We start from the raw sequence: 21,846 nt of genomic DNA on the forward strand, positions 1-21,846 counted from the left end.
AAAAATCACATCCGCTCAGGCACCTGAATGCCGAGCAGGTTCATGCTGGTTTTGATGGCCTGGGCCGTTTGGGCCGACAACGCCACGCGGAAGGCTTTCTTGGCCGCATCAGGCTCAATGAAGATGGGCACTTCGGTGTAGAAACGGTTGTAGGCTTTGGCCACATCGTAGGCATACTGCGCCACCACGGCCGGCGACTGGGTACGGGCGGCTTCGGCCACTACGGCGGGGTAGCGGCCCAGTTCCTGAATCATTTCCCGCTCGGTGGCATGAATTTCGGTAAGGCCGGTCAGGCTGGTATCGGCAGCTACGCCTTGCTCAGCGGCTTTGCGCAGAATGCTGCTGATGCGGGCGTGCGAGTATTGGATGAAGGGCCCCGTGTGGCCTTCCAGGCTCACGGACTCTTCGGGGTTGAAGAGCATGCGCTTCTTGGGGTCCACTTTCAGCAGGTAGTACTTGAGGGCGCCCAGGCCTAGCATGTGGTAGAGTTCGGCAGCTTGCTCCTCGGTCAGGCCTTCGGTTTTGCCTTTTTCGAGAGTAGCGGCTTTGGCGGCTTCCACCACTTCGCGCACCAGCTCGTCGGCATCCACTACGGTGCCTTCGCGGCTTTTCATCTTGCCGGAGGGCAGGTCCACCATGCCGTAGCTGAGGTGGTAGATGGCCTCGGCGTAGGGCTTGCCCAGCTTTTGCAGCACGGCGCGTAGCACCTGCATGTGGTAGTTCTGCTCGTCGGCAATAACGTACACCGAGAGGTCGTAGTTGAAATCCTGAAACTTCAGCTCAGCCGTGCCTAAGTCCTGGGTAATGTACACGCTGGTGCCGTCGGCGCGGAGCAGGAGCTTCTCGTCGAGGCCCTCGGCCTGTAGGTCCACCCACACCGAGCCGTCGTCCTTGCGGAAGAATACGCCTTTCTGCAGGCCTTCCTCTACCCGCTCCTTGCCCAGCAGGTAGGTACCCGACTCGTAGTAATACTTGTCGAAATCAACCCCGATGGTCTGGTAGGTTTCGTTGAAGCCTTCGTACACCCAGCCGTTCATCTGCTTCCAGAGGCTTACCACTTCCTCGTCGCCGGCTTCCCAAGCCCGGAGCATGTCCTGGGCCTGGAGCATCATGGGCGCCTGGCGCTTGGCTACGTCGGGCAATACGCCCTCAGCCTCCAGCTGCTTTACCTGCTCGCGGTAGTGCTTCTCGAACAGCACGTAGTACTTGCCCGCCAGATGGTCGCCTTTGATGCCGGCGCTCTGCGGGGTTTCGCCGTTGCCGTACTGCTGGTAGGCCAGCATCGACTTGCAGATGTGGATGCCCCGGTCGTTGACGAGGTTCACCTTATTTACGGTAGCGCCGGTAGCCTTCAGAATCTCGGCTACTGAATAGCCCAGGAAGTTGTTGCGCAGGTGGCCCAGGTGCAGGGGCTTGTTGGTGTTGGGCGAGGAATACTCCACCACCACGCGCTGGGGGCCGCCGGTTTCTACGGGCGTGCCGGCCGGCTGCTGGCGCAGCTGCTGAAACACGTCCAGCCAGGCGGTGTCGGCAATTTCCAGGTTCAGGAAGCCTTTCACCACGTTGTAGCCGGTTACCAAAGGCTCGTTCGCCACCAGCCAGTCGCCGATGCCTTGCCCGATTTGCTCGGGGCCTTTGCCCAGCTGCTTGGTAAAGGGAAACGTGACGAGGGTAAACGAGCCGGCAAACTCCTTGCGCGTAGGCTGCAACGTGAGTTGGGGCGACGCTACCTCGGCGCCGAATACGTTCTGGATGGCAGCCCCGAGGGCCGCTTTGAGGGTTTGTTCGAGTAGTAGCACAGAAAGCGAAACGCTTGAATGAAAGCCCCAAACGAAGCTTTCGGAAGATGAAGAATGGGAGGCGAAACCACGAATGCCGCGTAAACTGCGGGCCCGGCCACGGAGCCGGCGCGCGGTTACCCGGCGTCTGGCCCCCAACCCGGCCCCAGCTTACGCTAGAGTCGTCGCGGAATTCGTACCCAAAGAATCGGCTTCATAAGGAATGGACGTGGCTGCCGCGTGGGCTGCCGCTGGTACAAAGGTAGAAAGCCCGGTCGGATGCCATCTGAAAAAAATGCGGCGGCGGTTACGGGTGTCACCAGCGCACCGGCTCAGGGCGCTTCCCTCTCCTACCCCTCTGCAGTGTGCAAACCCTTGCCGGTCATCCATTATCCTTCATCCAAAATCCCTACCCCCTCCTACCCAACCAAACCCCACTGGCCTGCGTGTATGTGCTGCACCCCGTATCTTGCGCCCTACGCATGAACGTTCATCTCCAGCAAATCCTCGACAACCCGCTGGCCGCTCTGGCCATTGTGGGCAACCTCATTATTATTGAAAGCCTGCTCTCCGTGGATAACGCGGCGGTGCTGGCGACTATGGTTTCCGACCTGCCGAAAGAGCAGCGCCACAAGGCCCTGCGCTACGGCATCATCGGGGCCTACGTGTTTCGGGGGCTGTGCCTGCTGTTCGCGTCCTACCTGATTCAGTTTTGGTACCTGAAGCCCCTGGGCGGCCTTTACCTCTTGTACTTGGCCTATAGTCAGTTTGCCAGCAAAAACCGCTCGGAGGAAGAGGACGTGGACAAGGAGCAGAGCTGGTTTTACCGCCACACCCTGGGCCTGATTGGCCCCTTCTGGGCCACCGTGGCCCTGATTGAGCTCATGGACCTGGCTTTCTCCATCGACAACGTGTTTGCCGTGGTAGCCTTCACCGACAACCTGATTCTGGTGTGTATCGGGGTGTTCATCGGGATTCTGGCCATGCGGCTGGTAGCCCAGGCCTTCGTGCTGCTCATGGGCAAGTACCCCTTCCTGGAAACGGCGGCCTTCGTGGTCATTGGTATTCTGGGCCTGAAGCTGCTGCTCTCCTTGTTCGAGCACTACCTGCCCCAGCATCCGTTCAGCCACTTCCTAGCCAGCGAAACCGCCGACGTGGGCCTGACCATTCTCACGGTAGCCGTGTTTGCCGTGCCCCTGCTCACGTCCTGGCTGTTCGGGGTGCCGTACCGCCAGGGCAGGGGGTAGGCCTACCCCCCGCAAAAGCTAAAAGCCCTACCCCGCCGGAGCGAGGTAGGGCTTTTGATGTAGTGGAGCAGGCCGTTCCGCTCCGGTCGGGCGGGCGGAGCCCGTCGGACCGGAGCGGAACGGGGGTTACCGGCTTACTACCTCTTCCATGCGCAGGCGGTTCTGGATGGCGTCGGTGGCGGCTTCCAGAATATCGAAGGCGTTGGTAGCCATGGTGTTCATATTGTCGAGGGTGGGGTTGATTTCTACCATCTCGAAGCAGACCACCCGCTCATTATCCAGCAGGGCGCGGCACAGGCTGATGGCTTCTTCCACGTTCAGGCCCTCCTCCACGGGCGTGCCGGTGCCCTTGCTGAAGCGCGAATCCAGCGAGTCCACGTCAAACGAAATGTACACCATGTCGCAGAAGCGCAGCCGCTCGTAAATCTCGCGGGCCACCTGGCGGGTGCCCTTGGCTTTCACCTCATCCAGCTTGTAGTTTTTGATACCGAGGCGGTCGATAATGGCATCTTCCTCGTGCTCGGTGTCGCGCACCACCACGTACACCAGATGCTCGCCGGTTACTTTGGCGCCGGGCTCGCCCAGGTTCTTCAGCTTCTGCCAGAAGAATTCGGTTTCGGGCTCTACGTGGTTGCGCTGGCACTCACGGTTATCGTCGCCGAGGCTGATGGCCAGCGGCATGCCGTGCATATTGCCCGAGGGGGTAGTGTAAGGCGAGTGAATATCGGCGTGGGCATCAACCCATACCACGCCCAGCGTTTTGTGGGGGTAGGTAGCCTTAATGCCGGCAATGGTGCCGGCGGCGTTGCTGTGGTCGCCGGCCAGTACCAGCGGGAATTCCCCAAAGCGCAGGGTTTGTTCTACGGCACCGGCAATGCCCTTCAGCACCGTATAAACGGAATCGATGTGCTTGGCCTTCGGGAAATGATTCCGGTCGAAGAGCACTTGGTTCTGGTCCGGCACGCTGACCGAGTTGAACCGGCGGAAGTAATCGGACCCTTTGTTGAGGCAGGCCACCCGCAGGGCATCTACGCCCAGGCTGGCCCCGCGGGTTCCGGCCCCTAGTTCGGAGCGGACTTCCAGAAGCTTAATTCGTCGCATATTACATTGGCAGAAAATGGGTTAGGTGGTTTTAATGCTTGCCGATTACCAGGGGTGGGGCCGGGTTAGGCTTGACGCGCGCGGACCTTCCGGCGCAACCAACGAACAAAGCACAACCAAAACCCCCGCGAGGGGGTATCTTTGCGGGTCCTAAGTTCGGAAAAAGCTTCGCGTTACGAAATAGGGAAGCTGAGCTGTTTCCGTCTATCAGTCCGCGTAGCCCGCAGGACATTCTCTGGTTTCAACGCCTCCGGGCGCTAAAAAACTCACTTGTAGCAAGCCCTTGGTGCTCCTCTGCCCGCCAGGCCTCCCCTTCACTGTTCATTTCCAGAAACTCCTTTAATGGATACCTACCACTCCCTGATTTCCCAGACGTTCGACTTCCCGACCGACGAATTCCGCGTTGAAGACAACGAGCTGCGCTTCCATGATATCGACCTGATGGCGCTGGTAGAAAAGCACGGCACCCCGCTGCGCCTGACCTACCTCCCCAAAATTTCCTCTCAGATTCAGCGGGCCAAAGAGTGGTTCCGGGTGGGCATTGAGCAAACGGGCTACCAGGGCAAATACTCCTACGCCTACTGCACCAAGGCCTCGCACTTCAGCTTTGTGGTAGAAGAAGCCCTGAAAAACGGGGTGCACATTGAAACCTCCAGCTGGTTTGACACCAACATCATTCGGGCCATGCACGCCAAAGGCAAGGTCCGGAAGGATACGTACATCATCTGCAACGGCTTCAAAACCGAGGAGTACAAGTACGAAATCACGCGCCTCATCAACGACGGTTTCGTGAACTGCATGCCCATTCTCGACTCGCCGAACGAGGTGGACTACTACCACGACAACGTGCGCGAGAAGTGCAACGTGGGCATGCGCCTGGCCTCCGACGAGGAGCCGCGCTTCCAGTTTTACACCTCGCGCCTGGGCATCCGCTACGCCGACGCCATCCCCCTGTATCAGCAGAAAATCAAGGACGACCCGCGCTTTGAGCTGACCATGCTGCACTACTTCATCAACACGGGCATCAAGGACACTTCCTACTACTGGTCGGAGCTGAGCCGCTTCGTGCACAAGTACTGCGAGCTGCGGAAAGTGTGCCCCACCCTCACGACTATCGACATCGGGGGCGGCCTGCCCATCCAGACCAGCATTCAGAAGGAGTACGACTACCCCTACATGATTGCCGAAGTGCTGCGTACCATCAAGCGCATCTGCGAAGAGGAAAACGTGCCCGAGCCGGACATTTTCACCGAGTTCGGCATCTTCACCGTGGGCGAGTCGGGGGCTACCATCTACAGCATTCTGGACGAGAAGCTGCAGAACGACAAGGAGCTGTGGTACATGATTGACGGCTCGTTTATCACGAACCTGCCCGACACCTGGGCCCTGAACCAGCGCTTTATCATGCTGGCCCTCAACGGCTGGAACCGCTCGTACAAGAAAATTCAGCTGGGCGGCCTCACCTGCGACTCCCAGGACTACTACAACGCCGAGAAGCACATTTACCAGGTGTTCCTGCCGGAGCGCAAGCCCGCCACCGATACCGAGCCGCTGTACGTGGGTTTCTTCCACACCGGCGCCTATCAGGAAAGCCTTTCGGGCTATGGCGGCGTGAAGCACTGCCTGATTCCGGCCCCAAAAATGGTGATTCTGGACCGGGCCGAAGATGGCACCCTCACCGACCGGGTGTTTGCCGAAGAGCAGACGGCTGATTCGATGATGCGCATTCTGGGCTACCAGCAGTAATCCGTGGCGGGAGCCTTCTTACCGGGGCTCCCGCTTTTTTTATCGGTGCCGGAACGCTGCCGGCCGAACAAAGGGGGTGGTTGGTTGCACACGGCGGCGGGTTCACTTACCTTTACTACCTGACATGTACACGCGGGCAATGCCCACTATATCTTCTTCTCTCATGAAAAAAGTACTACTCTTTGTTGGCCTGATTGGCCTTGGTCTCGGCTCCTGCAACAAAAAGTCCCAGTGCCCGGCCTACAGCAGCACGAAGGATGCTTCCCGGATTTCTTCTACCATCACGGCTCAGCACTCCGCTGCCGCCGAGCGCCAGTAGTACCCGCCGGGCTGCGCCCATCCTAGTCTTTATGCGTGAAAGCGACTTTCCTGCCTTAGGAAAGTCGCTTTTGTATTTATCTGATAAATAATTATTTAGAACGAACCGGACAATTTCCATGTTGCCTTATCGTTACTCCGTAGAAAGCGCTGCTGTTGAGTGACTTGAAGGAGCTTTCTCAATCCAAATAATTGTATTTTAACATGAAGAAACTACTTCTGTTGGGTATTATTGCCCTGGGTGGTACAGCTTCCTGTCGGACGAAGTGCCCGGCCTACTCTGCTACCAAGCCCGACACACAGGTAGCCGCGCCAGCTATGGCCAGCACGGCGCAAGAGTCGGCGCATCAGTAGCCGGTGCCAGCCTGTAGCTGCAAGAGCCGGGCCTCTTCCGAGTATTCGGAAAAGGCCCGGCTCTTTTTCACGTGGTCTGTACAGAATCGGCCAGCATCAGGTCCGTAGCGGCCCGCAAATCGGCTACGCGGGGAAGGTAGGCGGTCGGCTCGGCGGGGCCCACCAGAATGCCCCGCACCCCTACCCCGGCCCCGGCCTGCATGTCGCGCAGCCGGTCGCCTACTATCCAGCACTGGGCCGGGTCAAGCTGAAAGCGGGCTATAGCTTTTTCCAGCATGAGAGAACCGGGCTTGCGCGCCAATGACTCCGATACGCTCGGGTGAGCCGGGGCGAAGTACAGCGCATCCAGCAGATGGCCGGTGGCTTGCTGCAGCTTCTGGTGGCAGGCCTGCACCTCGGCCGCCGAGTACAGCCCTTTGGCAATGCCCGCCTGGTTGGTTACTACAATAAGGTAGTAGCCCGCCTGCTTCAGCCGGGCCAGGCTTTCAGCTACACCGGGCAGCACCACAAATTCTTCCAGCTCCCAGACGTAGTGCCCGATTTCTTCATTTAATACCCCGTCGCGGTCCAGAAATACGGCTTTGTTCATTGGTGATTTTGGGTGAGAAGGTGAATCGTGACAGGTGAATGGGAATGGAGCAAGCGGTGATAAGATGAATGATGAGCGGAAATAACCTCAACCCGGCAAAGGTAAGGCCCTACCCCAACCTGTTATCTTTGCGCCCGATTCCTGCTATCCACATCAGTTGCCTATCACTCTTCACCTGTCGCTCGTCACGATTCACTAGTTACCTTCTCACTTCCTCACCCACCACACCCCATGGCCATTGCAATACTGGGCGGCGGCATTTCGGGCCTTACGCTGGCTTGGTACCTGCAGCGCGCCGGCCTCGACTACGATTTGTTTGAAGCCGCACCGCGCCCCGGCGGTACCATTCGCTCCGAGCAGCAGGGCCCCTACCTGCTGGAAACCGGCCCCAACTCCCTGCAGCTTTCCGACGAGCTGCGGGAGCTGCTCGAGGGCCTGGGCCTGACTCCGCAGATTCAGGACGCGGCGGCCGTGAGCCAAAACCGCTACGTACTCCGGGCGGGCCGCTACCAAAAGCTCCCTTCTTCCCCGCCCGCCTTGCTTACCAGCTCTTTCTTCAGTCTGAAAGCCCGGTTTAGCGTTCTGCGGGAGCTGACCCGCCCGGCCCTACCCCCCAACCCACAGGAAACCCTGGCCCACTTCTTCCGCCGCCGCTTCGGGCCTGAGGTGGTGGACTATGCCCTGAACCCGTTCATTTCGGGCATCTATGCCGGCGACCCGGAGCAGCTGCTCCTGCACAAAACCTTCCCGCAGCTGGCGGCCCTGGAGCAGCAGCACGGCTCGGTAGTGCGGGGCCTCATGAAAAGCAAAGGTGCCCCTGGAGGTCGGCGGCGCATCTTTACCCTGCGCGAAGGCCTGCAGACGCTTACCGATACGCTGGCGCGCAAGCTGCGCCGGGCCCATTTCGGGCAGGCCGCTACCCTGCTCCACCGCCGCGAGGATGATGGCCTGTGGGAGCTGGAAACCACCGCCGGCCCGGCCCCCCGCCTCTACCAGCAGGTAGTGCTGGCCTTGCCGGCTTACACAGCCGCCGCGCTGCTGCAGGAGCAGTTTCCTGAAGCCGCCGCGGCCCTCGCTCAGGTGTACTACCCGCCCATGACGGCCGTGTACACGGCCTACCAGCGCGCCGACGTGCAGCACCCCCTGGACGGCTTCGGGGCCCTGCACCCCAAAGTAGAGCAGCCCTACGCCGCCGGCAGCATCTGGACCAGCTCCATCTTTCCCGGGCGGGCGCCGGCCGGACAAGTGCTGTTTACCACCTTCGTGGGGGGTAGCCAGTACGAGGCCCAGGCCCGCCAGCCCGAGGCGGAGCAGAAAGCCGCCGTGCACCAGGAGCTCAGCCGCTTCTACGGGGTAGCCGCCGGCGCGCAGCCCCTGTGGCAGTACCGCTACTACTGGGAGCGGGCCATTCCGCAGTTTGATGCCCGCATTGGGCCCGCCCACGCCGCCGCCGATGCCCTGGCCCCGCAGGGCCTGCACGTTACGGCCAACTGGCGGGCGGGCGTAGGCGTACCGGATTGTGTGCGCCACGCCCGCAGCCTGGCCGCCACCCTGGCAGCAGGTTAAGGTCCCGGCGTTCCGCAAACAGTTTTAGCAGTTACCACTACTCTCTTTCAGAGCAAGAACTTATGCTTCTGTCTTGTCTGTTCGTTTAAGAACACTAGCTGACAGGCAACCTGAGGCTATACTTTTGCATCTGTAGCTACCACCCGAAGTTTGCGCGCCATGGCCTATTTATCCACTACGGCACACCAAACAAACTTCTACCTTTACGGCAATGAATAACGGGCTTGTCCTGATACCGACCTACAACGAGCGTGAGAATGCGGAGCTGATTATCCGTAAGGTCTTTTCATTGCCCCAACCCTTCGATGTGCTCATCATCGACGACGGCTCGCCGGATGGTACGGCCGAGATTGTGCGCGGCCTGTTGCCCGAGTTTGAGGGCCGGCTGTTTCTGGAGGAGCGCACGGGTAAGCTGGGCCTGGGTACAGCCTATATTCATGGCTTCCGCTGGGCGCTGGCGCGCGGCTACGAGTACATCTTTGAGATGGACGCCGACTTCTCCCACAACCCCGACGACCTGATCCGCCTCTACGATGCCTGCGCCCACCAGGGCTACGATCTGGCCATCGGCTCGCGCTACATTCAGGGGGTGAACGTGGTGAACTGGCCCATGGACCGGGTGCTGATGTCGTATTTTGCCTCGGCCTACGTGCGCCTGATTACCCGCATGCCCATCATGGATGCCACCGCTGGCTTTAAGTGCTACACGGCCCAGGTGCTGCGCACCATCCCCCTCGACCAGATCAAGTTTGTGGGCTACGCCTTCCAGATTGAGATGAAGTGGCTGGCGTACAAGTACGGCTTCCGCCTGAAAGAAGTGCCCATCATTTTCACAGACCGCACCCGGGGCGCGTCCAAAATGAGCAAGGGTATTTTCAAGGAAGCCCTGTTTGGAGTAGTTCAGATGAAGATCAGCAGCTGGTTTCGACGCTTCGAGCGGGTAGCGCCCCAGCGCGAGGCCGCAACCCGGGCCGCAGTACCCGCAACCTCGGCTCCCAAAACCCGGTAAGCTACCTCGGGTACGGCTTGGGTACCTGGCAGCGGCATATGGTGCTGGTCGCGTATCTTACCGCCCATGGAAACTACTCCGCTCTTCTGGGTTGGCTTCAACGCCTTTGTGCTGGCCCTGCTACTGCTTGATTTGCTTGTGTTCAACCGCAAGGCCCACGTCGTGCGCATGCGGGAGGCCCTGGGCTGGAGCGCCTTCTGGATTCTGCTTTCCCTGGGCTTTAATTACCTGGTGTACCGCTGGATGGGGCAGCAGGCCGCCCTGGAGTTCCTGACGGGCTACCTCATCGAGAAGTCCCTGAGCGTGGATAACTTGTTTGTCTTTCTGCTCATCTTCAGCTACTTCAAGGTTCCGCAGCAGTACCAGCACAAGATTCTGTTCTGGGGCATTATTGGCGCGCTAGTGCTGCGGGCGGTGTTTATTCTGGCGGGCGCGGCGCTGCTGGCCAAGTTTCACTTCCTGCTGTATGTGCTGGGCGCTTTCCTGGTGTACACGGGCGTGAAAATGGCTACCAGCGGCGGCGAGCCGGAAATCGACCCCGACAACAACCCGGTGGTCAAGTTCCTGAGCCGCCACCTGCCCATTACCAACCGCCTGCACGAGGGCAAGTTCTTTGTGCGCCAGAACGGGACCCTTTTTGCTACCCCCCTGCTGGTGGTGCTGGTAATGGTAGAAACCACCGACGTGGTCTTTGCCGCCGATTCCATTCCGGCTATTCTGGCCATTTCGCGCGACACCTTTATCGTGTACACCAGCAACGTATTTGCCCTGCTGGGCCTGCGGGCGCTTTATTTCGCGCTCGAAGGCCTGATGCGCCTGTTTCACTACCTGCACTACGGCCTCTCGCTTATTCTGGTATTTATTGGGGGCAAGCTGCTGGTGGCGGATATTGCGCACATCCCAATGGGCATTTCCCTGGGCGTGGTCGGGCTGATTCTGGGGGGCTCGATTGGCTTGTCACTGCTCTTTCCGAAAAGAGAGCAGACACCGCTGCCCACCGAGGAGTCGTAGGCTTTACCTGCCGCTTAGGGGGTAGGGTTCTGGCTAAGTTATGTGCTACAGAACAGCAAAAGCCCACGGCTGACTGCAGCCGCGGGCTTTTTTGTGTATCGTGCCAGACTCACGGCCTAGCGGGCGGGGTAGCGGGCTGCCCGGCGGGCGGAACTTCCTGACCGGTATTTACGCCTGCGTCGGGGGCCGTGTCGCCGCCCAGCAGATCAATCAGGTTCAGAGGCTCGTACTGCGAGGAATCGGCGGCAACTGTTGTGCGCACTGTGTCGCGGGTGGCGCGCACAATAAACTGGCGGGCCGGCCCCTGGAAATTCACCGAGTTGCCCAGGCTCTCGTACTCATTCTGCGAGATATAGCCTTTGCGGGCCATCAGCTGCGCAATCAGGCGGTGGAAGTAGCGGGCCGAGCCGCGCATTTCGCCGTACTGGTTGAAGCCCGCCCGGTACGACTTGGGCCGCGGGATAATGCTGGCCAGAAACAGGCTTTCCGATAGGTTAAGGTTAGACGGATGCTTGTCGAAGTAGAACTCGGCTGCCTCATGCACGCCGTAAATCTTCGGGCCCCACTCAATGATGTTGAGGTACACTTCCAGCATCCGCTCCTTGCTGGCTAGGCGCGTATTCTCAATAATCCACACAATCAGGGCTTCTTCGGCCTTGCGCACCAAGGTTTTTTTGCGAGTCAGAAACACGTTTTTCACCAGCTGCATGCTGATGGTGCTGCCGCCCCGGGCAAAGCGCCGCTCCTTGATATCGTGGATGGCCGACTTCACCAGCGCCTTTTCCATGAAGCCGCGGTGGGTCATGAAGCGCGGATCCTCGGCTGTCATGATGGCGTATTTCAGGTAGTCGGGCACCTCGTTGTAGGGGGTAAACTCGGGGTTGGAAGCCCCCACCATAAACGTCTTTACCGAGTCGCCCTTGTCGTTGTAGGCCGTGTAGGGAAACTCCTGGTTGAGCTTGTCCAGGCTTTCCCGGCCGAAGCGCGTCACGCGGAACTTGGTGGCCTGCAGCCCGGAGTCAAACTTCAGGCTGTCCAGCTTATTCATGTCCAGGTCGGCCATGAGGCGGTACTTCAAGGTGCCTTCGGCCTGGGTGCCCTCCAGGGTTTCAAACATACCCTCGGGGAGGGAGGCGAAGAAGTCGTTGGCCTGCGTCTCGGCCGACTCTACCTTCAGCTTCACTTGCACACCCGCCAGCAGCTGGCTGCGGCTGGTCAGGCCATTAATTTCCTTGCCGATGACGCGCTGGGGCACCGGCAGGCGGCGCACGCTCAGTTCCGGGAACAGCTCCATCTTGTTGAGCAGCACCCGCGTACCTTTCTCCAAGGCAAACGAGGCCTGGCCCAGCTTCATCACGAAATCAATACCGCCGCGCGGGAAGCGCACGTCGCTGTCGGAGAGCTTGGGGTGGTTCACAATAAAGTTGGCGGCCGAGGCCGTGCCGCGTACCGTCAGCTCATCTTCCCCGCTCACATCCTTGTCGGTCAGGCTCACGCGCACGGTGTCAAACTGCACGCGGGCCCCGTAGCGGCGCTGCACGTAGGGCAGCACCACCGGCCGCCGGTCCAGCCCGAAGATGTGGGCATCTACCTCATAGTCGCCGGCATCAATGCGGCCCTGCACGCCCACCCGGTTTTCTACCGAGTCGATAACGGCCGTGAGCTGCCCGGTAATGTCGCCATCCTCAATGGCTAGGCGGGGCATGGTAAGGGTAGCTTCGTGGCGGGGGCTGCGGTAAGTAACCAGGAAGTTCTGGAAGTCCGCTTCTTCGGGGATATTGTCGAAAGTAGCTTCCAGCAGCTGGTTGGCCAGCAAGCCGTAGTTGGTGCCGTTGGCGGTATCGCGCGGTACGGCGGGCTGGTTTTTCTTCTTTTTGTAGAGAAAAGAATAGTTGTCCTGGCCGGAGCGGGTTTGGCGGGCCGTGAGGCGGGCGTTGCTGATTTCGAGGTTGCTGAACACCGGCCGGCCCGCAAACAGGCTGCGCACGCTCAGGGAAGCCCGCACTACCTGGGCTCGGAGCAGGGTATCGGGGGTAGCGGTGGGCACCATGCTTACCCCATCGAGCTGTACGGTGTTCAGGTCCGTGAAGCGGGCCGGGCCCAAAGTCAGTACCACGGGGTACTTGCCTTCTACCTTGGCTTTCACCTTTTGCAGGGCAAACTCCAGCAGCTGCTGCCGCTTAAACAGGAAGATGCCCAGGCCCAGGAGCAGAAGCGCCGCCAGGACGCCCAGGCCGATGCCGATTTTTTTCTTGGTTGCTGAAGTCACGCGAACAGGTCGGGAGAAAGGAAGTCGCGGCCGGGCCTGCCAGATTCGTGCCGAACCCGCCGCCGCTCGGACAACAAAGGTAGCGAAAAAGGCCCGCGCCCCGATTGGCCTGCGGGCTGGCTTCCGCTACCTTTGGCTTGTTCTGGCTTTTTTCTCTTCTACGCATGTCTGCACCTGTCGACTACGCTTCGCTTACGCCCCTCACCGCCGTTTCGCCCCTCGATGGGCGCTACCGCCGCCAGGTGGCCCCGCTGTCCCCGTATTTCTCGGAGCTGGCGCTTATCCGCTACCGCGTGCTGGTGGAAGTAGAATACTTTATTTCCCTCTGCGAGCTACCCCTGCCCCAACTACAAGGCATTGACCCGGCCACCCTGGAAGGACTACGCAGCATCTATACCGGCTTTTCTGATCAGGATGCCGAAGCTGTAAAAGCCCACGAAAAAGTTACTAACCACGACGTGAAGGCCGTGGAATACTTTCTGCGCGACCAGTTCGCGGCCCGCGGGCTGGACCAGTACCTGGAGTTTATTCACTTCGGCCTGACCTCCCAGGACATCAACAACACGGCCATTCCGCTCAGCCTCCAGCACGCCCTGATTCATACGCTGCTGCCGGCCTACGCCAAGGTGCGCAATAAGCTGGCTACCCGCGCCACCGAGTGGGCCACGGTACCTATGCTGGCCCGTACCCACGGGCAGCCGGCCTCCCCAACCCGCCTGGGCAAGGAAATTCAGGTGTTTGTGGCCCGCCTCGATGCCCAGGTGGAGCTGCTGGGGCAGGTGCCGTTCGGGGCCAAGTTCGGGGGCGCTACCGGCAACTTCAACGCCCACCACGTGGCCTACCCCGAAGTTAACTGGCACAGCTTCGCCAAGCAGTTTGTGGAAGGGCGCCTGGGCCTCAAGCGCAGCTACCCCACCACCCAGATTGAGCACTACGACCATCTGGCGGCCCTCTGCGACGGGCTGAAGCGCCTCAATACCATTCTCATTGATTTGGCCCGGGACGTGTGGCAGTACATTTCGCTGGGCTATTTCCGCCAGACCATCAAGGAGGGCGAAGTGGGCTCCTCGGCCATGCCCCACAAGGTAAACCCCATCGATTTTGAAAACGCCGAGGGCAACCTCGGCCTGGCCAACGCTGTGCTGGAGCACTTAGCCGCCAAACTGCCCATCAGCCGCCTCCAGCGCGACCTCACCGACTCCACGGTGCTGCGCAACCTGGGGGTGCCGCTGGGCCATACGCTTATTGCCCTCACGGCCCTGCAGCGCGGCCTTGACAAGCTGGCCCTCGACGAGGCCGCCCTCCGCCGCGACCTGGACGACAACTGGCCGGTAGTGGCCGAGGCGCTGCAAACCATTCTGCGCCGCGAAAACTACCCCGACCCCTACAATGCCCTCAAGGCCCTGACCCGCACCCACGGCCCCATCACGGAGGAAACCATCAGCGCGTTTATTGATACCCTGGAGGTAAGCGACCAGGTGAAAGGCGAGTTGCGTGCCATTACGCCCAGCAATTACACGGGCATTTAGCTTTTCCGCCGCTTTCTTCTCCCGTAAGCCGCACGTCACCACTGCCTCGGCCAGCGCGTAAACCAGCGTCCCGGGTGGCTTTTTGCACTCAGGACCGGGGGCGCCTTCGCTCTGGAGGCAATACAAGGCCTTCGCACCCGGTGCGAGGGCCTTTTTGTGGGGGCTACTTCCTACTTTTGCCGCTTATCATTTACCCCGCATGGCCTCACTTCACGGCATCACCGTTCACCCCGACTGCCGCCATTTTCGCGGTGATATTCCCTGCCGTCCGAACAAGGAACACGGCTACCAGTGCGCCGGCTGCCCCGTGTACGCGCCCGTGCAGCAGCGCATCCTCATCATCAAGCTCGGGGCCATCGGCGACGTGATTCGGACCACGCCCCTGCTGCGGCGGCTGCGCCAGGAGTACCCAGCCAGCAAAATTACGTGGCTCACGCTCACGCCCGCCATTCTGCCCCAGGGCGAAATCGAGGAGGTGCTAAAGCTGGAGCTGCCCGCCGTGCTCCACCTGCAGCAGCGGGAGTTCGATTTGCTTTTCAACCTCGACAAAGACAAGGAAGCCTGCGCCCTCCACGACTCCATCCGGGCCACCCAAAAGTTCGGCTACACCTTGCACCCGCAGTATGGGGTAGCCTGGCCCGGCAACGCGCTGGCTGAGCACAAGTACCTTACGGGCGTGTTCGATGAGCTGAGCCTGCAAAACCAGAAGCCCTACGTACAAGAAATCTTCGAGTTGAGCGGCTTCGAGTTCCGGGGCGAGGAATATGTGTTCGACACCCACCAGGACAAGGGCTACGACTGGAGCGCCCTACCCCAGCGCCGCCCCCGAATCGGGTTGAACACCGGCTGCGGCGACCGATGGACGACGCGCCTGTGGTCCGACGAGAAATGGGAAGCCCTCATCCGCCAGCTCCAAAGCGCCGGCTACGCGCCCGTGCTGCTGGGCGGCGAGGCCGAGGATGAGCGCAACCGCCGCCTGCACGCCACTACCGGCGCGGCTTACCTGGGCACGTTTCCGCTGCAGCAGTTCATCAACCTCATGCACCAGATGGACGGCATCGTGACGCAGGTAACCATGGCCATGCACATCAGCATTGCCCTGCGCAAGCCGACCATTCTGATGAACAACATCTTTAATCCCTATGAATTCGACCTTTACGGCCGGGGCCAGCTGGTGCAGCCCGACCGGGAATGCGTGTGCTTCTACCGAGGCTCCTGCAAGCAAGGGACCAGCTGCATGGAGGAGTTGCCGGCCGAGAAGGTTTTCGCCGCCGTGCGGGGTAGCGTGCCGGTGTAGCAGAGTACCGCTATTTGTTCAGCAGAATCTTTTTGGCAGCCTGCAACGCTTCAATCAGCGTATCGAATTCCACTCCACTGCCAATTTTGCTCTCTTCCAGAAATTCTACTCTGATATCATCTGCCCCCCTGTCCTGATTCAATAGGGCAACGTGCTGCCCTCTAATAACGACGTAGGCGACAAGCTCCTCGTAATCGACGGGGCTTCCAATGCTGATGTGATAAGATGAAGCTGTGCGCATCAGGTAGCCGATTCGTTTATCTGGGCCACTTCCTTCAGGGCCTTCACCATTTCTTCCCAGGAAAATTCCTTCTTCTTGGCCCACACGCCTGCCGTGAATTCCTGCTCCCGCTCCTGGGCGTAAAAATCAACCAGCGCATCGGCAATGACTTGGGGGGTAGGCGGCACCACGTACCCTACCTCCCCGTTCGGAATCAGCTCGGCCAGGCCGCCTACGTCGGTGACCAGCATGGGCCGGCCAAAGTGGTAGGCAATCTGCGATACACCGCTCTGGGTGGCGTTCTTGTAAGGCTGCACTACTATATCGGCGGCGCAGAAGTAATCTACTACCTTCTCGTTGGGGATAAAGTCGGTGGCCCGCACCAAGCGGTTTTCCAGCTTATGCTGCCGGATTAGGGCCTCGTAGGGCGCGGCGTCTTCATAAAACTCGCCAGCAATGATGAGCTTGACCGGCAGTTGCGCCAACCGCTCATCGGCAAAGGCTTCCAGCAGAATGTCCAGCCCTTTGTACGCGCGGATAAACCCAAAGAACAACAGGTATCCGAACTGCGGGTCGAGGCCGAGGGCTTGCAAGGCTTCTGCTTTGGACTTCAGTGGGCCAAAGTTGTCGTAGAGCGGGTGGGGGCGGTACAGGGCCGGCTGCCGGAAATGCAGGCGCCGCAGATCCGCCAGTACGGCACGGCTCATGGTCACGAAGCCGTGGCAGGCCGAGAGAAAGTAGCGCGTCAGGGGCCGGTCGCCGGGGCGCTTCTCGTGCGGAATGACGTTGTCGGTGATGGCCACCACGCGGGTGTGGCGGTTGCGGCGCACAAGGCGCGCCACCGTACCCAGGGCCGGCCCCATGAAGGGCAACCAGAACCGAAAAATTACCAGATCCGGCCGCTCCCGCCGCAGCCGGTTACCCACGGCGTACCAGCTCAGCGGATTCACTGAGTTCAGGCTAACTTCAATATCCAGATCATCAGGTCCCGGCTCGGTACTGAACTGCGTCTGGCCGGGAAACAGGAAGTTGGGGTACTGCAGAGAAAACGTCACTAGCCGTACCTCGTCGCCGACCTCGCGGAAAGCCCGGGCCAGCCGCTCGTTGTAGGTGGCCAAGCCGCCCCGCAGGGGGTAGGCCGGCCCGATAATCACGACCTTCATCGACCAGAAAAGTAAACCGCCAGACTAGTGAAAGCCCGGCGGCAGCCTACGGTATTTTATTTTAGATTGAGCTTCTCCCGCACCAAGTAATCGTTGCGCTGGGAGCCGTTTAGTTGCACCATTTCGGCCAGGAACCCAGCCAGAAACAGCTGCACGCCTACTATTACGGCCACCAGGGCCAGGAAAAACAGCGGCTGCGCCGTTACGTCGCGGGCGTGCAGGTTGTGGTTAGCCAGCCACACTTTCTCCCCTACCAGCCACAGCGTAATGAGCATGCCCACCAGAAACGACAAGGAACCTAGTGTGCCGAAGAAGTGCATGGGCCGGCGCCGGAAGCGGCTCACGAACGTGATGCTCATCAAATCCAGAAAGCCGTACACGAACCGCTCCAGCCCGAACTTGGTGGTGCCGTACTTGCGCTCCTGGTGCTGCACCACCTTCTCGCCGATTTTCCGAAAACCAGCCCATTTGGCAATAACCGGGATGTAGCGGTGCATCTCGCCGTACACTTCCACGCTTTTCACCACCCGGCTGTCGTAGGCCTTCAGGCCGCAGTTGAAATCGTGAAGCTGAATGCCGGAAATCCAGCGCGTGACGCCGTTGAACAGCTTGGTGGGAATAGTCTTGCTCAGTGGGTCGAAGCGTTTCTTTTTCCAGCCGCTCACCAAATCATACCCTTGCTGGGTAATCATGCGGTACAGGTCCGGTAGCTCTTCCGGCGAGTCCTGCAAATCGGCGTCCATGGTGCACACTACCCGGCCGGTCGTTTCGCGGAAGCCCACGTTCAGGGCGGCCGATTTACCATAGTTGCGGTTAAAGCGAATGCCGCGCAGGTGCACGTCGTTGGCCGCTAGCTCTTCAATTACTTCCCACGAGTTATCCGTCGAGCCATCGTCGATGAGCAGTACCTCGTAGGTGAGCCCATGCTGGCTCAGTACCCGATTAATCCAGCGCGTAAGCTCTGGCAATGATTCAGCCTCGTTGAGCAAGGGAATTACAATGGACAGCTCAACCGGGAAATGCTGCGAAAGACGCTTACTCAAACTCAGGACGGGCGTTTTTGGTGAAAGCGGAGATAATAAGGGAAACCAGGAAACCCATGAACACGCTCATCAAAAGGCCAAACACAATGGTGATGGGGCCACTGCTGAACTTCTCAGCCCAGGCCATGGCTTGGTCAATTTGCGCGTCGTCCATACCCTTGTCCTCCATGCGGGTGCGGGTAATTTCCATTACCCGGCTCATGTAGTCGGGGTCAATAAAGTTGATATAGATGTAGCTGAACAGGCTGCTAACCGCACCGGCTACCGCCGATAGGATGGTTCCGATTCCTAGCCCTTGCCCATACGACATGAAGCCGCGGTTCAGTTGTTTAAAACTCTTGTGCGCTAGTACAATGCCGGCGATACCCACCAGCGCCCCCAGCCAACGGAACGGAGTTTCCGGGTCGCTAATGAAGGCTAGCTGAATAAAAGACAGAACCGTTAGTGCTACCCCCGTTATTAGACCAAAACGAATACCAACAGCGGTGGGGGTGACAGCAGGAGTAGATGTATTTTCCATGAGGCAGGCGGTTAGATTGGTTGACGGCGGAAGGTAAATTATTTCCGCAAAAACACGCCGCCCGGAATGCTTAGTAATAAGCCAAAAATGATTTTTTTCATGAATTCATCCTGCGCAAAGGCAGCCGGCGTACGCGCAAGCCCTTGCAAAGTAGCCGCATATTGCTGCGCTCCATTGGGCTGCTTGAGGTATAATGCTTTGGCATTTTCCAGCAAGTGACGTGCCTCCACCAAATGCTGCTCAATCAGCCGGGCATCGGTCAGGCGAGCAAAAGTGTACATACCGGCAGCTGCTATCCCCGCTCCTATCAGTGTGGTTAGTAACCCTACCCCTATCGATTTCCACAAACCCGGACCACCTGCGTAATAGCGCCGCAGCAACACTTGACTGGCTACTGCTGCAATAGGCGGAAAGAAGTCTGATAAGGTACGTTTCGGGCCGTAAGGGTTATTATCAGTCAGGTGCAGAAATAACACCCACGCAATGCAGAGGGCGCCCGTTATAACGCCGAATAAAACTGCGGTGCGCAGTACAGGATGGGGAGCAGCAGTAGGTTCCAATGCCAAGAAGCTGAGACGAGCAGCAAGATACTAGGTCTAATTTCAATCTAGGCTGCCAAGGATTCCACTTCGGGAACTGCACGTCGCTTCCAGCGGAGCAATATTCCTTCGAGCAGCAAACAGGCCAGTGCCCCCCACAAGCAATAGCGCCATAACGACACGCCAACCCTGGTGGCCTTGTAACGCGCGGCTACCGTCTGCCCCTCGCCTGTTTCATACACATGCACATTGGGCCGATTAGGTCCAATCAACTGCTTTAACTCAGCAACAGTGTAACTACGTAAATCTGATTCGTGCTTATCAAAGTTAAATGCTAACGTAGCCAGTGTCTGGCCATTGTGCTGTAAAGTATAGAACCCTGGCTTTTGCATACCAAGTGGCACATCCAGATAAAGAACACCGCCTTGGCGGCGTTGCGCCGGAATAAAAACAAGACTGTCCTGTATAAGCCGGTAAACGGCCTCCCCTTCTTCGCCATCAAGCCCTTTAGGTAAACGCAAAGCTATACTCTGCTGATTGAGCCGGTAGGCGGGTTGTTGTTCCTGCTGATAACTTAACATCGCCAGCCGGTACATGACCGGCACGAACAGCGCGTGCTGAGTAAAATCTGAGTAAGGCACACTGAAGGGCGCAGCAAAAACGTACACTGTACCTAGTCCGCTAGAAAAGCCAGCTAAATACTCCTCCCCGCCACGCATACGCAGGACCTCTGTCCCCGAGCGGGCCCAACGCAACACCGGTGCGGCCTTCGGCATGGCTGCCTGCCGATTTATTCCCGCGAATACATCCCGAAAAAAAGTATTCTGAGTGCTGGGCATGGCTACTTCCTGCAGTACCGGCCCAGCACTTGGTTGCTGTAGCCATTGCAAAGGCCCTATTCCCAACTCCCTGAAAAACGTAGCGTACTCGCCTCTGTTATTATTCAGGGCAGAGGGTACTACAACAAGCGTAGCCCCCTGTTGTACGGCGTTACGCAAGTTCTGCTGCATTCCCACCGATAAAGCAGACGCTTCGCGAAGTATTATCAGATTGGCCTGCGCCAAAGTGCGGTAATCCGTGGTTTGCGGCCCTACTTGTTGATAAGTAAAAAGCGGCTCATTACCATACAGCCTTTTTAACTGGTCGTCCGCCGCAACCTCTACCACTGAAATCTGCGAAGCGGGCTGCAGCGTAAAAAAATAGGTGTTGTCAAAGTCAACCGGGAAGTCATCTATCTCGACGTGGCATGCTTGCACCCCTGTTTCTGCAAGCCGTACACGCACGCGAGTAGTTGTTGCTTGTTGCGCTAAGACTTTCCCTCGAAACACCGCAACCTGCTGTTTGCCAATAAACAGCTTGGCCTGACACTCGGCCACATCCAGAGTACCTCCGTTACGGAGCCGGATATTAAGGTCAACATCTGTATTAAGGCGGATGAAAGCATCATTTACCCAAACACTATCCACGAATACGTTTGCTTTCCGCTGCCCCACTAGGGGTACCATAAACATCTGCCGGGTAGTATCTAGCTCCGCAAATGCCCGGGCCGAGAAATCCTTCTTTTGAAAATCCGAAAAGATAAATAATGGAGATTTTCCTTGCTGGCTAGTTTGCTGAGTGCTTGCTAATAAGCCCAGTAGATTTCCTTTCTGCCCATCGATTTGAATTTGATTCACAGCATTGCGGTATTCAGCACTTGAAAGGGGCTTCCGCAATTCGGGCAATAAGAGGTAGCGAGTAGTGGTTGGAAACGCTAAGGGTAATTCTGTTGCTTGCTGTACAGCGTAGTCCAGCAAAGAACCTTCAGCTTGAGCGGCCAATTGCATCATGCTAGGAGTGTCATCGAGAAGGACTTCCACCACCCCTGCCTGGTCTTCCCCTTGAGGCGCGGGAATAAATGGCTGAGCGAACAGCAACGTTAGGAAGCCCACCAGCCCAATCCGACAAAGCAACACCAGCCAATGTTTTAACCTACGCTGCCGAGCAGTTACAAGTCGTACTTCACGTATAAACTCGACATTGGAGAATAAGACACGCTGTGGACGACGCAACTCAAATAAATGAATGGCAATCGGAATAGCAACAGCCGCCAGCCCAACCAGAAACCAAGGATAGATAAAAGCCATAGATGAGTTGAAAGCCTGTAAAGATAAACTTAAAAACCCTCTACGCTATTGCACCTAATCCCACTGATATTGCTACCCTCATAACAAGCAATAACAAGTCATTTGTAATTGCTTTACCCGAATAATCGTACACCAGCGCCCACGAGCTAGAGCTATCCCAGGGCCAAGCTAGGCACTCCTGACGCGGCCGGGCGGGCAGCGGGGGTCGGTGTGGGGTGTGGAAGTTGGGGGGGAGGTATAAACGCAACATGCCCCCCGCAGCACGAAGTCGCGGGGGGGCATGGGCCAGATAAGGTTGGCGGCGACCGACTCTCCCGCCGGTGAAAGCAGTACCATAGGCGCTCCGGGGCTTAACGACTCTGTTCGGAATGGGAAGAGGTGAACACCCGGGCTAAAGCCACCATTATCAAAGGGGAAGTAC

Annotated in this window: 19 protein-coding genes and 1 rRNA gene; 9 read left to right on the forward strand and 11 right to left on the reverse strand. The window is 58.6% G+C overall.

Going from position 1 to position 21,846, the window contains the following annotated elements; translation table 11 throughout:
* Nucleotides 1–5: 5 nt before the first annotated feature.
* Nucleotides 6–1,799, reverse strand: a complete 1,794-nt coding sequence (gene argS, locus GGU46_RS17885) for an arginine--tRNA ligase (protein ID WP_183404926.1) — start codon at nucleotides 1,797–1,799, stop codon at nucleotides 6–8.
* A 461-nt stretch (nucleotides 1,800–2,260) separates the two neighbouring features.
* Here argS and GGU46_RS17890 point away from each other — a divergent pair, with 461 nt between their 5' ends.
* Nucleotides 2,261–3,025, forward strand: a complete 765-nt coding sequence (locus tag GGU46_RS17890) for a TerC family protein (RefSeq protein WP_183404927.1) — start codon at nucleotides 2,261–2,263, stop codon at nucleotides 3,023–3,025.
* A gap of 126 nt (nucleotides 3,026–3,151) precedes the next feature.
* On the opposite strand, the gene GGU46_RS17895 is transcribed toward GGU46_RS17890, so the two are convergent.
* A complete protein-coding gene (locus tag GGU46_RS17895) occupies nucleotides 3,152–4,126 on the reverse strand; it encodes an arginase (protein ID WP_183404928.1) in 975 nt (324 codons plus the stop codon).
* Nucleotides 4,127–4,468: 342 nt separating this feature from the next.
* Here GGU46_RS17895 and GGU46_RS17900 point away from each other — a divergent pair, with 342 nt between their 5' ends.
* The 3 genes from GGU46_RS17900 (at nucleotide 4,469) to GGU46_RS17910 (ending at nucleotide 6,544) form a co-directional block, all read left to right on the forward strand.
* Complete coding sequence (locus GGU46_RS17900) at nucleotides 4,469–5,872, forward strand: type III PLP-dependent enzyme domain-containing protein (protein WP_183404929.1); 1,404 nt, start codon at nucleotides 4,469–4,471, stop codon at nucleotides 5,870–5,872.
* Between the two features lie 163 nt (nucleotides 5,873–6,035).
* The gene (locus GGU46_RS17905; protein WP_183404930.1) at nucleotides 6,036–6,191 is read left to right on the forward strand and encodes a hypothetical protein; all 156 of its coding nucleotides are present in this window, start codon (nucleotides 6,036–6,038) and stop codon (nucleotides 6,189–6,191) included.
* Nucleotides 6,192–6,394: 203 nt separating this feature from the next.
* The gene (locus tag GGU46_RS17910; protein ID WP_183404931.1) at nucleotides 6,395–6,544 is read left to right on the forward strand and encodes a hypothetical protein; all 150 of its coding nucleotides are present in this window, start codon (nucleotides 6,395–6,397) and stop codon (nucleotides 6,542–6,544) included.
* Nucleotides 6,545–6,611: 67 nt separating this feature from the next.
* Here the strand turns inward: GGU46_RS17910 and GGU46_RS17915 are convergent, their stop codons facing one another.
* Nucleotides 6,612–7,133, reverse strand: a complete 522-nt coding sequence (locus GGU46_RS17915) for a D-glycero-alpha-D-manno-heptose-1,7-bisphosphate 7-phosphatase (protein ID WP_183404932.1) — start codon at nucleotides 7,131–7,133, stop codon at nucleotides 6,612–6,614.
* Nucleotides 7,134–7,364: 231 nt separating this feature from the next.
* Between GGU46_RS17915 and hemG the strand changes: the two genes are divergently transcribed.
* The 3 genes from hemG (at nucleotide 7,365) to GGU46_RS17930 (ending at nucleotide 10,719) form a co-directional block, all read left to right on the forward strand.
* A complete protein-coding gene (gene hemG, locus GGU46_RS17920) occupies nucleotides 7,365–8,699 on the forward strand; it encodes a protoporphyrinogen oxidase (RefSeq protein ID WP_183404933.1) in 1,335 nt (444 codons plus the stop codon).
* A 211-nt stretch (nucleotides 8,700–8,910) separates the two neighbouring features.
* Nucleotides 8,911–9,708 (forward strand): polyprenol monophosphomannose synthase, encoded by a 798-nt coding sequence (locus tag GGU46_RS17925; protein WP_183404934.1) that lies wholly within the window; start codon nucleotides 8,911–8,913, stop codon nucleotides 9,706–9,708.
* A 66-nt stretch (nucleotides 9,709–9,774) separates the two neighbouring features.
* On the forward strand, nucleotides 9,775–10,719 hold the full coding sequence (locus tag GGU46_RS17930) for a TerC family protein (RefSeq protein ID WP_183404935.1): 945 nt from the start codon (nucleotides 9,775–9,777) through the stop codon (nucleotides 10,717–10,719).
* 109 nt (nucleotides 10,720–10,828) lie between these two features.
* Here the strand turns inward: GGU46_RS17930 and GGU46_RS22500 are convergent, their stop codons facing one another.
* Nucleotides 10,829–12,988 carry a transglycosylase domain-containing protein gene (locus GGU46_RS22500; RefSeq protein WP_183404936.1) on the reverse strand — a complete coding sequence of 720 codons (2,160 nt, stop codon included), beginning with the start codon at nucleotides 12,986–12,988 and terminating at the stop codon, nucleotides 10,829–10,831.
* A 164-nt stretch (nucleotides 12,989–13,152) separates the two neighbouring features.
* On the opposite strand from GGU46_RS22500, the gene purB reads away from it, so the two are divergent.
* Both purB and GGU46_RS17945 read left to right on the forward strand, forming a co-directional pair.
* On the forward strand, nucleotides 13,153–14,517 hold the full coding sequence (gene purB, locus GGU46_RS17940) for an adenylosuccinate lyase (protein WP_183404937.1): 1,365 nt from the start codon (nucleotides 13,153–13,155) through the stop codon (nucleotides 14,515–14,517).
* A gap of 199 nt (nucleotides 14,518–14,716) precedes the next feature.
* Complete coding sequence (locus GGU46_RS17945; RefSeq protein WP_183404938.1) at nucleotides 14,717–15,814, forward strand: glycosyltransferase family 9 protein; 1,098 nt, start codon at nucleotides 14,717–14,719, stop codon at nucleotides 15,812–15,814.
* Between the two features lie 10 nt (nucleotides 15,815–15,824).
* Here GGU46_RS17945 and GGU46_RS17950 read toward each other — a convergent pair whose 3' ends face one another.
* The 7 genes from GGU46_RS17950 to rrf form a co-directional block, all read right to left on the reverse strand.
* On the reverse strand, nucleotides 15,825–16,055 hold the full coding sequence (locus tag GGU46_RS17950; RefSeq protein ID WP_183404939.1) for a hypothetical protein: 231 nt from the start codon (nucleotides 16,053–16,055) through the stop codon (nucleotides 15,825–15,827).
* On the reverse strand, nucleotides 16,055–17,197 hold the full coding sequence (locus GGU46_RS17955; RefSeq protein ID WP_183404940.1) for a glycosyltransferase: 1,143 nt from the start codon (nucleotides 17,195–17,197) through the stop codon (nucleotides 16,055–16,057). Before GGU46_RS17955 ends, GGU46_RS17950 begins: the two co-directional genes overlap by 1 nt.
* A 56-nt stretch (nucleotides 17,198–17,253) precedes the next feature.
* Nucleotides 17,254–18,240, reverse strand: a complete 987-nt coding sequence (locus GGU46_RS17960; RefSeq protein ID WP_183404941.1) for a glycosyltransferase family 2 protein — start codon at nucleotides 18,238–18,240, stop codon at nucleotides 17,254–17,256.
* Entirely contained in the window at nucleotides 18,233–18,760 is a 528-nt protein-coding gene (locus tag GGU46_RS17965) for a DUF4199 domain-containing protein (RefSeq protein WP_183404942.1), read from the reverse strand. Before GGU46_RS17965 ends, GGU46_RS17960 begins: the two co-directional genes overlap by 8 nt.
* Nucleotides 18,761–18,798: 38 nt before the next feature.
* The gene (locus GGU46_RS17970) at nucleotides 18,799–19,320 is read right to left on the reverse strand and encodes a DUF4199 domain-containing protein (RefSeq protein WP_183404943.1); all 522 of its coding nucleotides are present in this window, start codon (nucleotides 19,318–19,320) and stop codon (nucleotides 18,799–18,801) included.
* Between the two features lie 47 nt (nucleotides 19,321–19,367).
* A complete protein-coding gene (locus tag GGU46_RS17975) occupies nucleotides 19,368–21,425 on the reverse strand; it encodes a BatA domain-containing protein (RefSeq protein ID WP_183404944.1) in 2,058 nt (685 codons plus the stop codon).
* Between the two features lie 293 nt (nucleotides 21,426–21,718).
* Nucleotides 21,719–21,830, reverse strand: a 5S ribosomal RNA gene (gene rrf / locus GGU46_RS17980).
* Nucleotides 21,831–21,846 lie beyond the last annotated feature (16 nt).

Source organism: Hymenobacter latericoloratus (assembly GCF_014199535.1).
GTDB lineage: Bacteria > Bacteroidota > Bacteroidia > Cytophagales > Hymenobacteraceae > Hymenobacter > Hymenobacter latericoloratus.